At 31.2% G+C, this 12,095-nt stretch carries 15 protein-coding genes and 1 other RNA gene; 11 read left to right on the top strand and 5 right to left on the bottom strand.

Translation table 11 applies throughout. The features are described from left to right. Positions 1–459: 459 nt before the first annotated feature. The 6 genes from ACM591_RS11325 (at position 460) to ssrA (ending at position 5,487) form a co-directional block, all read left to right on the top strand. Positions 460–921, top strand: coding sequence for a hypothetical protein (locus tag ACM591_RS11325; protein WP_029377648.1), 462 nt, complete (start codon positions 460–462; stop codon positions 919–921). Positions 922–989: 68 nt separating this feature from the next. Beyond that, on the top strand, positions 990–1,223 hold the full coding sequence (gene secG, locus ACM591_RS11320; protein WP_017722473.1) for a preprotein translocase subunit SecG: 234 nt from the start codon (positions 990–992) through the stop codon (positions 1,221–1,223). Between the two features lie 133 nt (positions 1,224–1,356). After that, positions 1,357–2,097 carry an alpha/beta hydrolase gene (locus ACM591_RS11315; RefSeq protein ID WP_029377647.1) on the top strand — a complete coding sequence of 247 codons (741 nt, stop codon included), beginning with the start codon at positions 1,357–1,359 and terminating at the stop codon, positions 2,095–2,097. A gap of 36 nt (positions 2,098–2,133) precedes the next feature. After that, entirely contained in the window at positions 2,134–4,521 is a 2,388-nt protein-coding gene (gene rnr / locus ACM591_RS11310) for a ribonuclease R (protein WP_029377646.1), read from the top strand. Positions 4,522–4,543: 22 nt separating this feature from the next. Then, complete coding sequence (smpB, locus tag ACM591_RS11305; protein ID WP_029377645.1) at positions 4,544–5,008, top strand: SsrA-binding protein SmpB; 465 nt, start codon at positions 4,544–4,546, stop codon at positions 5,006–5,008. Between the two features lie 118 nt (positions 5,009–5,126). Next, positions 5,127–5,487, top strand: a transfer-messenger RNA (tmRNA) gene (gene ssrA, locus ACM591_RS11300). A 118-nt stretch (positions 5,488–5,605) separates the two neighbouring features. Here ssrA and ACM591_RS11295 read toward each other — a convergent pair. Both ACM591_RS11295 and ACM591_RS11290 read right to left on the bottom strand, forming a co-directional pair. Next, on the bottom strand, positions 5,606–6,313 hold the full coding sequence (locus ACM591_RS11295) for a hypothetical protein (protein ID WP_326026794.1): 708 nt from the start codon (positions 6,311–6,313) through the stop codon (positions 5,606–5,608). A 307-nt stretch (positions 6,314–6,620) separates the two neighbouring features. Continuing rightward, on the bottom strand, positions 6,621–7,778 hold the full coding sequence (locus tag ACM591_RS11290; RefSeq protein ID WP_326009964.1) for a hypothetical protein: 1,158 nt from the start codon (positions 7,776–7,778) through the stop codon (positions 6,621–6,623). Positions 7,779–8,013: 235 nt separating this feature from the next. Here ACM591_RS11290 and fosB point away from each other — a divergent pair, with 235 nt between their 5' ends. After that, entirely contained in the window at positions 8,014–8,433 is a 420-nt protein-coding gene (gene fosB / locus ACM591_RS11285) for a FosB/FosD family fosfomycin resistance bacillithiol transferase (RefSeq protein ID WP_135059106.1), read from the top strand. A 12-nt stretch (positions 8,434–8,445) separates the two neighbouring features. Further along, positions 8,446–8,892: a GNAT family N-acetyltransferase gene (locus ACM591_RS11280; RefSeq protein WP_326026793.1), complete on the top strand. Its 447-nt coding sequence runs from the start codon at positions 8,446–8,448 to the stop codon at positions 8,890–8,892. Positions 8,893–9,201: 309 nt separating this feature from the next. On the opposite strand, the gene ACM591_RS11275 is transcribed toward ACM591_RS11280, so the two are convergent. Next, positions 9,202–9,345 (bottom strand): hypothetical protein, encoded by a 144-nt coding sequence (locus ACM591_RS11275; RefSeq protein WP_231495855.1) that lies wholly within the window; start codon positions 9,343–9,345, stop codon positions 9,202–9,204. Here ACM591_RS11275 and ACM591_RS11270 point away from each other — a divergent pair. Then, positions 9,284–9,478: a phage head closure protein gene (locus tag ACM591_RS11270; RefSeq protein ID WP_029377635.1), complete on the top strand. Its 195-nt coding sequence runs from the start codon at positions 9,284–9,286 to the stop codon at positions 9,476–9,478. The genes ACM591_RS11275 and ACM591_RS11270 overlap by 62 nt on opposite strands. Before the next feature lie 103 nt (positions 9,479–9,581). After that, complete coding sequence (locus tag ACM591_RS11265) at positions 9,582–9,755, top strand: VraH family peptide resistance protein (RefSeq protein WP_029377634.1); 174 nt, start codon at positions 9,582–9,584, stop codon at positions 9,753–9,755. Between the two features lie 514 nt (positions 9,756–10,269). On the opposite strand, the gene ACM591_RS11260 is transcribed toward ACM591_RS11265, so the two are convergent. Beyond that, positions 10,270–10,590 carry a hypothetical protein gene (locus tag ACM591_RS11260; RefSeq protein WP_042363067.1) on the bottom strand — a complete coding sequence of 107 codons (321 nt, stop codon included), beginning with the start codon at positions 10,588–10,590 and terminating at the stop codon, positions 10,270–10,272. Positions 10,591–11,125: 535 nt separating this feature from the next. Here ACM591_RS11260 and ACM591_RS11255 point away from each other — a divergent pair. Beyond that, complete coding sequence (locus ACM591_RS11255; RefSeq protein ID WP_326026792.1) at positions 11,126–11,509, top strand: YxeA family protein; 384 nt, start codon at positions 11,126–11,128, stop codon at positions 11,507–11,509. Between the two features lie 236 nt (positions 11,510–11,745). Here ACM591_RS11255 and ACM591_RS11250 read toward each other — a convergent pair whose 3' ends face one another. Next, positions 11,746–11,919, bottom strand: coding sequence for a hypothetical protein (locus ACM591_RS11250; RefSeq protein WP_167330431.1), 174 nt, complete (start codon positions 11,917–11,919; stop codon positions 11,746–11,748). Positions 11,920–12,095 lie beyond the last annotated feature (176 nt).

Genomic DNA, 12,095 nt, shown 5'->3' with positions numbered 1-12,095 from the left:
GTTCTTGATTCAAATAGAAATTGTTAAAAAGGCAGTAGCTGACTGGATTGAAAATTAAAACACGCCTTCTCGTGTGTGGAGTCAATGTTTTTAAAGTATGAGCTTTAGTCCGAATAAAGCCTTTATCCATTTCAATCCTAGTCATCCTTGCCGGGGTGGGACGACGAAATCATTCAAACAACAAATTAGATTTCTGTCCCACTCGCTAGTAGGACTTATGCAATAGCAAAACTATTGTAAACAAGAAAAGTACTTTCTTAATAATGAAATACGATTTCTTATTTACATTTTTAGATATACAAGACGGAAGTTTGCCTATTAGTTTATATGTAATATCAAAATAAAAAGTATTAGTTAGTGCACATGACTTTAGTTTACTTATTTACTTAAATTGTTCATCTTTCACTATGAAACTGATATAATTGTAAGTGTAAATTATAGAAGGAGTCTTAACTCATTATGGATGTAAAACCTAAGTCAAAAGAAATTAAGACGGCACATCTGATTGCATATAGTTCATTAATTATTGCTATACTTTATGCTATACATTTATTTTTAGTGTTAGATGATAGTGTTATAAAACAATTGCTATCTAATAGTGGACAAAAAACATCAGAAAGCGCTGTTGGTACAATTAAAAATAGTTTTCAGTTTACGGGTATTATGTACATCTTAGCGAACTTAGCTGGTATATTTGCGATTTGGAATCGACATAGCTATTTATGGTGGTTTATGTTTGCAGTATTCGCATCGCAAATTTTATATAATATCATTAATATTAGTGCAGTTTATCGCGCAATTCTAGATGTGAAAACTAGCTTAAACTTATTGCCACTAACATTAGTATTAGTGATGTCATTTGTACTCGGCGTATACATGTTAATCGTTTCAATAGTACGTAAGAGTACGTTCAATAGATAGAAGTTTGCTAAAGACAACGAACCTATGATATAATGCGTTTCGTATATGATGAATGGAGGACAATTTTCATGCATACATTAATAATAGTACTTTTGATTTTAGATTGTATTGCATTAGTAACTGTTGTGTTACTCCAAGAAGGTAAAAGTAATGGACTATCAGGTGCAATCAGTGGTGGCGCCGAACAGTTATTTGGTAAACAAAAGCAACGCGGTATTGATTTATTCTTGCATAGATTAACAATTGTATTGTCTATCATTTTCTTCTTGTTAATGTTAGGCATAAGTTATTTTGGTTTATAAGGTCCGACAATGTTAAAGTCGGGCTTTTTTATTTATAATAGATATGTTGAGTTTAAATGAATAGTGAAATATTCAAGTATAGATAAATATAGTGATATTGTAATTAAAAGCATAAACGAAAGGATTGAATTCAATGCAGATAAAACTTCCAGAGCCATTCTTTTTTGAAGAAGGGAAAAGAGCAGTGCTGTTATTGCATGGTTTTACAGGGAATTCCTCAGATGTAAGACAATTAGGCAGATTCTTACAGAAAAAAGGTTATACATCGTACGCACCACAATATGAAGGACATGCAGCACCACCTGAAGAAATTTTAAAATCAAGTCCTTTTGTATGGTTTAAAGATGCCTTAGATGGTTATGATTTTTTAGTAGATAAAGGTTACGATGAAATTGTTGTAGCTGGTTTGTCACTTGGTGGCTGCTATGCTTTAAAATTAAGCTTAAACAGAGATGTAAAGGGTATTGTAACTATGTGCTCTCCTATGTATATTAAGACTGAGGGTGCTATGTTTGAAGGCGTTTTAGAATATGCCCGTAATTTTAAAAAGTACGAAGGAAAAGATGAAGCCACAATTCAGAAAGAAATGGACAATTTCAAACCGACAGATACTTTAAAAGAATTACAAGGTCAAATTCAAGAAGTAAGAGAACACATTGATGAAGTGATGGATCCGTTATTGGTTATTCAAGCAGAGCAAGATCAAATGATCAATACAGATTCTGCAAACATTATATACAATGAGAGCGAATCTGATGATAAAGATATTAAATGGTATGCAAATTCAGGACATGTCATTACAATAGATAAAGAGAAAGAATTAGTATTTGAAGACGTCTATAATTTCTTAGAATCATTAGATTGGTCTAATTAAAAATATAAATATTTAAAAATAGAAAGGAGGGGCATAATGAATTTAAAGCAATCCATTGAAGAAATTATAAAACAACCAGATTATGAACCAATGTCTGTGTCTGATTTTCAAGATGCATTAGGTTTAAATAGTGCCGACTCATTTAGAGACTTAATTAAGGTGCTTGTTGAATTAGAACAAACAGGTTTAATTCAACGTACAAAAACAGATAGATATCAACGCAAGGAATCACAAAAGTCCAAACAACCAAAATTAATAAAAGGTAAACTTAGCCAAAATAAAAAGGGCTTTGCATTCTTACGTCCAGAAGTAGAGGACATGGATGACATCTTTATCCCACCTACAAAGATAAACAGAGCTATGGACGGTGATACAGTCCTAGTTGAGGTACACCAATCTAAAGGGGACCATAAAGGGAAGGTTGAAGGCGAAGTTAAAACTATAGAAACACATTCGGTCACTCAAGTGGTTGGTACCTATAGTGAAGCACGTCATTTCGGTTTTGTATTACCAGACGATAAACGAATTATGCAAGATATCTTTATTCCAAAAGGTCAAAATCTTGGAGCCGTTGATGGCCACAAAGTGCTCGTACAAATTACAAAATATGCCGATGGTACAGACAATCCAGAAGGTATCGTTTCAGCAATTTTAGGACACAAGAATGACCCAGGTGTCGATATTTTATCAATCATTTATCAACATGGTATCGAAATTGAATTTCCAGATAATGTTTTAGCAGAAGCTGAAGCAGTTCCAGATCAAATTGAACCATCAGAAATTTCAGGACGTCACGACTTACGTGACGAATTGACAATTACCATCGATGGCGCAGATGCAAAAGATTTAGATGATGCTATTAGTGTTAAAAAATTAAGTAACGGTAATACACAATTAACAGTAAGTATTGCAGATGTAAGTTACTATGTTACTGAAGGCTCAGCATTAAACGAAGAAGCCTATAGTCGTGCAACAAGTGTATATTTAGTTGACCGAGTAATTCCAATGATTCCACATCGTTTAAGTAACGGTATCTGTTCATTAAATCCTAAAGTAGATAGATTGACCTTAAGTTGTCAAATGGAGCTTAATGAACGTGGTGAAGTTGTTAAACATGAGATTTTTGATAGTGTAATCCATTCAAATTATCGTATGACTTATGATGAAGTAAATGAAATTATAACGGATCAAAACGCTGAAACTCGTAATAAATATAGTGAAGTTACGCCAATGCTTGATTTAGCACAAGATCTATCGCAACGTTTAGTAAATATGAGAAGACGTCGTGGTGAAATTGACTTCGATATTGATGAAGCAAAAGTACTTGTCAATGAGGAAGGTATCCCAACTGATGTTCAATTAAGAAAACGTGGTGAAGGCGAACGCTTAATCGAATCATTTATGTTAGCTGCTAATGAAACAATTGCTGAACACTTTGATCGTTTGGAAGTACCGTTTATTTATCGTGTCCATGAGCAACCTAAATCAGAACGTCTACGCCAATTCTTTGATTTTGTAACTAATTTTGGTTTAATGATTAAAGGGACAGGCGAAGATATTCACCCATCCACTTTACAGAAAATCCAACAAGAAGTTGAAGGTCAACCAGAACAAATGGTTATTTCAACTATGATGTTACGTTCAATGCAACAAGCTCGTTATGATGATGTAAACTTGGGTCACTTCGGTTTATCAGCAGAGTATTATACGCATTTCACATCACCGATACGTAGATACCCTGATTTAATTGTGCATAGATTAATTCGTAAGTACATTGTAGAACAGTCTATGGATAGAAAAGAAAAGAACAAATGGGAAGAAGCATTGCCTGAAATTGCTGAACATACGTCACAAAGAGAACGTAGAGCGATAGAAGCTGAACGTGACACAGATGAGCTGAAGAAAGCCGAATATATGGTACAACATATCGGTGAAGAGTTCGAAGGTATCATTAGTTCAGTTGCAAACTTTGGTATGTTTATTGAATTACCAAATACAATTGAAGGTATGGTGCATGTATCCAACATGACAGATGACTATTATCATTTTGATGAGCGTCAAATGGCTATGATTGGTGAACGCCAAGCTAAAGTATTCCGTATAGGTGATCCTGTAGAGATCAAAGTAATCAATGTTGATGTTGATGAACGCATGATTGATTTCCAAATTGTAGGTATGCCATTACCTAAAAATGAACGTGGTCAAAGACCTTCGCGTGGTAAGACGATTCAAGCTAACCCGCGTGGTAAATCATCAGACAAATCAAAAGATGATCGAAACAATAAAGGCAACCGAACGAAACAGAAACAACGTAAGGGTAAAAATAAACGTAATAATGGGAAACAAGAACAAGGTAATACGAAACATAAACCATTTTACAAAGATAAAAAAGTGAAAAATAAAGCGCGCAAGAAGAAAAAATAACTCAACAAAGAGGTGAAACTCAATGCCAAAGAAAAAATCACCAGGAACACTAGCAGAAAATCGTAAAGCAAGACATGATTATAATATTGAAGATACGATTGAAGCGGGCATTGTGTTACAAGGAACAGAAATTAAATCGATCCGCCGAGGCAGTGCAAACCTTAAAGATAGTTATGCACAAGTCAATCGTGGTGAAATGTATTTAAATAACATGCATATTGCACCATATGAAGAAGGCAACCGATTTAACCATGATCCACGTCGTTCACGTAAGCTATTATTGCACAAACGTGAAATTACAAAGCTAGGCGAACGTACACGTGAAGTTGGTTATTCAATTGTTCCATTGAAACTCTATCTCAAACACGGTCACTGCAAAGTCTTATTAGGTGTTGCTCGAGGTAAGAAGAAATATGATAAACGCCAAGCTTTAAAAGAAAAAGCAGTACAACGTGATGTAGCTAGAGAGATGAAAGCCCGTTATTAAGCGGATATATTGCCAAAGATGATAATCTTTGGTAATATAATATGTGCTTTCTGAAAAAGCTTAGTAGTTACTACAAAGTCACTACGAAGTCAGCAGGAAGTACATTTAATATTATTCTGGGGGCGTTTTTGGATTCGACAGGGGTTCCATGAGCTAGTTAAGCGTGTCGGAGGGTTGTCTTCGTCACCAACACACACAGTTATAATAACTGGCAAAGAAAACAATAATTTCGCAGTAGCTGCGTAATAGCACTCTGCATCGCCTAACGGTATCTCCTATGTACCGTTAACGCGATTCAACCTATAGTAGGATACGCTAGGCACTGCCGTTTGAAGTCTGCCTAGAAGAGATTAATCAAACTAGCATAATGACGGATGTCTATCACCTCCCATTATGCGAAACCTATTGATAGACTACGCACGTAGAAGTGCTAGTATCAGAACCTCTGGACGCGGGTTCGAATCCCGCCGTCTCCATATAAGGAAAGCCTATGACTGAAATGGTCATAGGCTTTTTATTTTAGGATGTTAAAATTCATACCATAGAGGATGTAAGTTTTGTTAAAAAGGATGTGAAAATTTATTGCACATGATACCATTAATTGTTGTTCATTTCTTCATTCATTATTTCTGATACTCGATCATTGTATTCTTCTTGTGACAATCCTTCAAAATCTTTTTGTCTTGTGAGTTCTTCTATCTTGTTCTTGGCTTCTTCCGACATACCTTCAGTTGAAAAACCACCAGCAGGCATTTTATTTAAATCTATTTTTTGATTTTGATCTGTATTCTCATTATGATTATTTGGAGTAAATGTACCCATTGGTGTTTCTATTGAGTGATTATTTTTATTAGCTATTCTTTGTACTTGTTCGTTTAATAGTTTCTCATATTCTTCACTTGAAACATTATTTGCATTAGGCATATTGTTTTCTAGAACTTGATATTCTTCATTTGTCATACCTTTCGGTGGTATACCTCCAAAGGGTCTATTACCTTGTTGAGTAGGGCCTTCATTATTGTTTATATTAGAATCTTGTTGTTGCGTATTATTTTGGTTTTCCATTTTTTGTTTTTCTTGAGAAGTTCTATTTGGTTTGTTTGCATTATTAGCTACTTCTTCATTAGATTTTTCATTATTATTTGATTTATCTTCTTTCTTGCCTGATTCTTTTTCTTTATCAGTCTCTTTATCTTTATTTTCAGATTTTGTTTCTTTCTTATCGTCTAGCATACTTTCTTCTTCATTCCCACAAGCTGCTAATACTAAAAAACTTGATAATAATAAGAAAAATAACTTTTTCATATCTTATTCTCCTTTTATAATAGCGTTAAATACTATTGCACTATACATAAATGTTAATGAGAACAGCTTATCATAATTTATTATTTTGCTTAATGTTATGACAATTTTACTTAATTATTGAACATCAAAAGAAACTATATGTTAGTTTATCTTCACTGTGTATCATTACCGCTTTAGAACCATTTGAATGTTCTAAAATATCTGATCAGAATAAATTAAATTATTATAAAGAAGAAAAGCCACGTATAAAATTTTATATATAAGTAGGTAGTTAAATAAAAAAGGGCATTTAAATATGCCCTTAAAATTATTTTTCTTCACCATTCTCATCATATTTTGTAACCTTTCCATTTTCATCAATAATATATGACCCAGCTAATTCGCCATCTTTATCTGTAAAAGAGAATCCCCATTCACCATCTTCAGTTTTTTCGGGTTCTTTATAAGTATAGATTTCAGTATCAAGAGGTTCACCTTCATACTCTTCTACATAATCTATTACATTATTTCTACTAACATTTTCTTCACTACTTGAATCATCACTAGATTCTTCACTCGAATCAGATTCACTAGAAAAATCAGTATCATCTATTTCAGAATCTGTCTGAGCACCAACTACACCGTTTCTCAAATCCATAAAGTAATTATATTCAGTTGTTGATACCATTCTATTTGCTTCCTCATAATGTAAAAATTCGGGTGATAAATCATTGAAATCATTCACTAAAGTATTATATTCTTTTTTTGACATATCCGGTTCTTCAGTAACCATTGATTTAAATACTTTTTCTCTATAGCCTTTATTTGATAGTTCTTTAGTTTGTTTGCTATCAAGGTCTTCATCGTGCTCAATAATTAGACTCCCCATACCGTCCCCTAATTCCATGAGATCAGTATCAGCAGTTATAGCTAAAAGGTCAGTTAAACCTTCATTACCTTTAGATCCTAAATAATCTTTTTTATAATTTATATCTAAATCTTCGTAATCCATTTTAATTGTTTCAAATGTAGAGAACAATGAGAATGTGGCATCAGTTAATGCTAAGTCATATGATTTTTCTAAATCAGGGTTATTACTTTTAAATTCTTCTAATTCTTGAATACGTTCAACATAGGCTAACATTGCTTTAGCTGATTTTAGAGCGTAATTGCCAATTTCTTTGTTAGCTTGATTCAACCCCTTTGTGTTTTTCTCAAAATCTTGAATAGCATTTTGAACTTCTTTTATATCTTCGTCATTAATGTCTGAATCTGATTCTTCAATTTCCGATTCATCTGTAACACCTGAGCCCATAGCTTCCAATAAACTTCCCAGTTTTTTAGTTTCTTTTTTATACTTTTTTTCCTGTTCTTCAGCAGATAAATTTGAATTATCTTGTTTTTGTTTTGATTCTGAATTTTTATCATTCCCACATGCAGCTAAAATTAAAAAGCTTATCAACGAAACAAATAAAATTCTTTTCATTTGTTACCTCCCAAAAAATAATTTTATATCTTAATTGTACTATACTTAAAAAATAATGGTGATAACAAAAAGTTATGATCAAAATTATTATTTATGAATATACTTATATTGCATTTTTGTAAAAGATTACGTAGGACTATCTGTTAAAGTAGTGGAATAATTATAAGTAGTAGTAATTATTGAATGATTATATGTTAGAATATTCTGTAAACTAATCTATTTTAGGAGTTTTTATATGATTCAATCTATAAACCACGTGACTTATTCAGTATCAGATATTAAGACATCTATTGCTTTCTATAAAGAGATATTAAAAGCTGAAATTTTAGTAGAGAGTGACAAGACGGTTTATTTCACATTAGGTGGCCTGTGGTTAGCTCTTAATGAAGAAAAGGATATACCGAGAAATGAAATTCAATACTCGTATACACATATGGCGTTTACAATTGATGAAAGTGAATTTGGTGAATGGTACCAGTGGTTAAAAGTTAACAATGTTAATATATTAGAGGGGCGCAGTAGAGACTTAAGAGATAAACAATCAATATACTTCACTGATCCAGATGGCCACAAATTAGAATTACATACAGGCACATTACAAGATAGGTTAGATTATTATAAAGAAGAAAAGCCACACATGAAATTTTATAAATAAGTAGGTTATATTATGACAATAGAAGCAAGGTTATTTGAAGAACAAGATTTAATCAAAATTAAAGAATTGCTAGTTTTATATAAAGATTTAGGTTATCCAACAATAACAGAGGATTTAGTTAATCGTTTGAAAAAGATATGCAGTCATGAAGATTATTATTTGTTACTTTTAATAAAAGATGATGTAATAATCGGTTTGAGCGGGTTATGCAAAATGATGTTCTATGAAAAGAAGGGTGAATACATGCGTTTATTAGCATTTGTTATTAATTCTAATTATAGAGGAAAAGGTTATGGAAGACTTCTATTAAAAGAGTCAGAAATGCTAGCAACTCAATTAGGATGTAAAGCAATTACTCTAAATAGTGGTAATAGAGAAGAACGAGATAGTGCACATAGTTTTTATAAAAGTAATGGGTTTGAAAATAAGTCATCTGGATTCTCTAAAAGTATAGAATAAGAGGATATGCATGAATAGATATTAAACATCAAACAACTATACGTTTATTCATTTCTCGATGCAGTACAGAGCGAATGTCAGAGCTATATTATGGCCATGTAATGCATGTTTAGTTATTTAATAAGAGCTATTACTCAAAAATGAGTATGTGATTTAGTTAGACAAAAGTGTCTAACCAATATGTAAAAGTACACGGTCAAAAAAAGACGCGTACTATTATCCAAAAATGACTAACAGCAAACGGATAAAAAAGTCTATATATTGTGAGGTGAAATAATTAGCATATTACTTTAATAATTAAATTAAAATTTATAAAGAAGTAAGTTCAGCGGCATATCCAGATGACGTTGAAGAATATTCAATAGCAAAGCCATGGGCAGATATTAAATCTATGCAAGGTAAAGAGTTTTCAGGTGCTGGTACAATACTGAACGAAACACCTATCCGTTTCATGATCAGATATCGTGAAGGGATTACCCCAAAAAACAATGTGAAGTATCAGAATAAAATATATAATATAAAATCTGTTACTAATGATAATGGAAGAAATGAAACACTGACTATATTTGCAGTAAGTACAGAATAGCTATGACCTCATCGTGATGATGGGGTTTTTATTATGATAGTTATTATGATAACCTATATTTAAATAAAATTAAATTGACTAAAATACAAAGGGTGGTTTTATTATGAGTTTAAAAGAAATGTGGCATTATTTATTAAATAAAAAATGGGAATCTGATGACGTTTGGATGTTGATATTGTATGTATTTATAGCAAGTATATTTGTCACACCATTGTTAGGAGTACCTATTGGAGTTATAGCATTTTTAATCCTTAATGAAGAGATTTTAGATAAATAATCACTCTGTCAGAGCGTCTGTATTGCATCGAAAAATGATAAAGTAGTATCTCTATATAGAAAGGTGTGTGTTAATTTGGCAAAGTATTTTACATCGAATAAAGTAGGTCTATATTTATTAGCTATTATAGTTATACAATCAATTGTATTTAAAGCATTTAATTTAGATAGATCTATAGCTTTAGAAATAACAGGTCATAGCGCTTTTATAATTATTGGATTAATCTGTATACACTTGAATTTTTATTTTCATAAAAACAAAAACCACCACAAGTGAATGTGATGGCTTACAAAAAATAATGAATATGATTACTTACTAATTAACATTATATGACCTGAAAATAAACGTTAAACACAAAAGTGCTAGATGCAAATGTAAAAGAAAAATAAGGACCATTTAATAACTTAACTATCAAGATGAGTTTCACCCAAGTTACCCCCACACACATGTTACTGGGTGGCTTTTGTAATAAAAAAGCAACTGAAAAACATTTACTTAATATAGGCGATAAAATTTATTCAATATTGAAGTCGTTTTGTTTTTTCTTAATAAAATCTTCCACAGCTTTGTTAAAATCTATTTCACTTTTATTAGATATAACAGATAACCACCATACAACTTCACCAATTTTATATTCTAAGTTATTAGTTTCATCTTTTTTAGCGGGCCAAATATTAGCTTCATCCATTATAAGTCTACTAATTAAGCCCACATCTGTTGACATAGCCAAAGCATCTTCTTGAATATCCCATTTTCTTCCGTGGTATTTTTCTTCTAGAGCATGATACGCTTCACGAATTTTCATACTTTCTTCTACTACTTTATTTAATTCCATTACAAACTCCCCCTAAAGAACTTTACTAGACTATACATTATATTTATTTCAAGAACAAATGTTCTGTTCTGTTTATGGGGACATTACAAAAATAATAAATAGACTTTAGTGGAGTCAAGAAATTACAATAATTTAGTATTAGGAGCTAAATAAAATTTCAACAATCAAGGGAGAATATGAAATTATTATTGTTTCGGCATTGTATTTAAAAATAAACATTTATGATTAAACAAACCACCCAATTATATATGGGTGGTTTATTAATTTTACCCTGTAAAATAAAGCAATGATTTAATCATAGTAGCTGATTTTCTAAAATTAAAAATTTTATCACCACAATTGTTATAGTTTTAAATTTTTACAATAGCTATCTTAAATGATAACGAAGTGCAATGTATTAAAGAAATCTTTATTAGTTATATGATAGACCGTTTCTTTCAAAATTGTCACATGAGAATGGTATTTTGTAATAATTTACGAACGATTCAATGAAAGTGAAATGTTAGTATTGAATTAAAATTTAGGAGGTTGAATAATGAAAATTATTTTTAAAATATTTTTATTAATTGTAGCAATAATTTTAGTGTTATTCTTTTGGAAGTTATATGCTGAATCTCATACAGATAGTAAAAACGTTAGGAATTTGGCTAACTTAAATCCTTTGATTACAACTGAAAAATATTATATACAGACTAATGAGCCTAAAAGTGTAAAAGATTCTGGTAAACATATAAAAGTATATGAATATACAAATAAGGCATATGATAAAGACGGTAATGGAAAAGAAATTACTTATACAGCAACAAAAAAATTAAAAACAAATCATTATTTAGAATTAGATTATAAAGTTGGAGAAGTAAAAGGATATACTGAAGTGAAAGAAAAAGACATACCTAAGAAAGCGAGAATAAAACTATAATATCTAAACCTCATCATTGTCGGTGAGGTTTAGATATTATAGTTTTATTTTTAGATTAAAAGCATGAAATGATGGGTCCACAACGGTAAACTAGTTGTTCGTTTCATACAAAAAGATAAGTGCTGAATTTTTTACTTATCAATTGTAAACATAAGCTGTGTATGGGATATTTTAGCCTAAGAAATTATATTAGTATTGGCTAAAATAATAACAAAAAATCACTGCTGTAATTAAAATTATTTTTGGTTGTCTAATGCATCAGCAAGTTCTTCCAATTTAATTTTCACTTCTTTAAGCGTGTGACTATCTGCAAAAGTAAAACTAAATTGCTTTCCTTTTGCTGTTTCTGCCACAATAGTAACAAGTTCGCTAAAAACATCGTGTTCTATGCTATAATTTAATATTTTCATATTAACTCCCTTTATTTTTGTTTTTCTGCTTTTAGTGTAATAAGTCAATCTGCATTATTCAAGTTGTCTTTCTCTTTAAAATATTTCAGAGGCAATTTTATTAGGTAGTTTATATCTTTGTGTATTGAATGAGAAGGTAAAGCACCTGATATAGTTTTTTCAATGTAAGTATAATT

This window comes from Staphylococcus sp. Ze2, assembly GCF_048568365.1.
GTDB lineage: Bacteria > Bacillota > Bacilli > Staphylococcales > Staphylococcaceae > Staphylococcus > Staphylococcus xylosus.
The sequence above is the reverse complement of the archived record's forward strand: the minus strand, read 5'-3'. Positions and strand labels throughout refer to the sequence as shown.

Bases quoted from the DNA above. Each gene is read 5' to 3' on its own strand.
- ACM591_RS11325 (WP_029377648.1), top strand. From the start codon at position 460: ATGGATGTAAAACCTAAGTCAAAAGAAATTAAGACGGCACATCTGATT.
- secG (WP_017722473.1), top strand. From the start codon at position 990: ATGCATACATTAATAATAGTACTTTTGATTTTAGATTGTATTGCATTA.
- ACM591_RS11315 (WP_029377647.1), top strand. From the start codon at position 1,357: ATGCAGATAAAACTTCCAGAGCCATTCTTTTTTGAAGAAGGGAAAAGA.
- rnr (WP_029377646.1), top strand. From the start codon at position 2,134: ATGAATTTAAAGCAATCCATTGAAGAAATTATAAAACAACCAGATTAT.
- smpB (WP_029377645.1), top strand. From the start codon at position 4,544: ATGCCAAAGAAAAAATCACCAGGAACACTAGCAGAAAATCGTAAAGCA.
- ACM591_RS11295 (WP_326026794.1), bottom strand. From the start codon at position 6,313: ATGAAAAAGTTATTTTTCTTATTATTATCAAGTTTTTTAGTATTAGCA.
- ACM591_RS11290 (WP_326009964.1), bottom strand. From the start codon at position 7,778: ATGAAAAGAATTTTATTTGTTTCGTTGATAAGCTTTTTAATTTTAGCT.
- fosB (WP_135059106.1), top strand. From the start codon at position 8,014: ATGATTCAATCTATAAACCACGTGACTTATTCAGTATCAGATATTAAG.
- ACM591_RS11280 (WP_326026793.1), top strand. From the start codon at position 8,446: ATGACAATAGAAGCAAGGTTATTTGAAGAACAAGATTTAATCAAAATT.
- ACM591_RS11270 (WP_029377635.1), top strand. From the start codon at position 9,284: ATGCAAGGTAAAGAGTTTTCAGGTGCTGGTACAATACTGAACGAAACA.
- ACM591_RS11275 (WP_231495855.1), bottom strand. From the start codon at position 9,345: ATGAAACGGATAGGTGTTTCGTTCAGTATTGTACCAGCACCTGAAAAC.
- ACM591_RS11265 (WP_029377634.1), top strand. From the start codon at position 9,582: ATGAGTTTAAAAGAAATGTGGCATTATTTATTAAATAAAAAATGGGAA.
- ACM591_RS11260 (WP_042363067.1), bottom strand. From the start codon at position 10,590: ATGGAATTAAATAAAGTAGTAGAAGAAAGTATGAAAATTCGTGAAGCG.
- ACM591_RS11255 (WP_326026792.1), top strand. From the start codon at position 11,126: ATGAAAATTATTTTTAAAATATTTTTATTAATTGTAGCAATAATTTTA.
- ACM591_RS11250 (WP_167330431.1), bottom strand. From the start codon at position 11,919: ATGAAAATATTAAATTATAGCATAGAACACGATGTTTTTAGCGAACTT.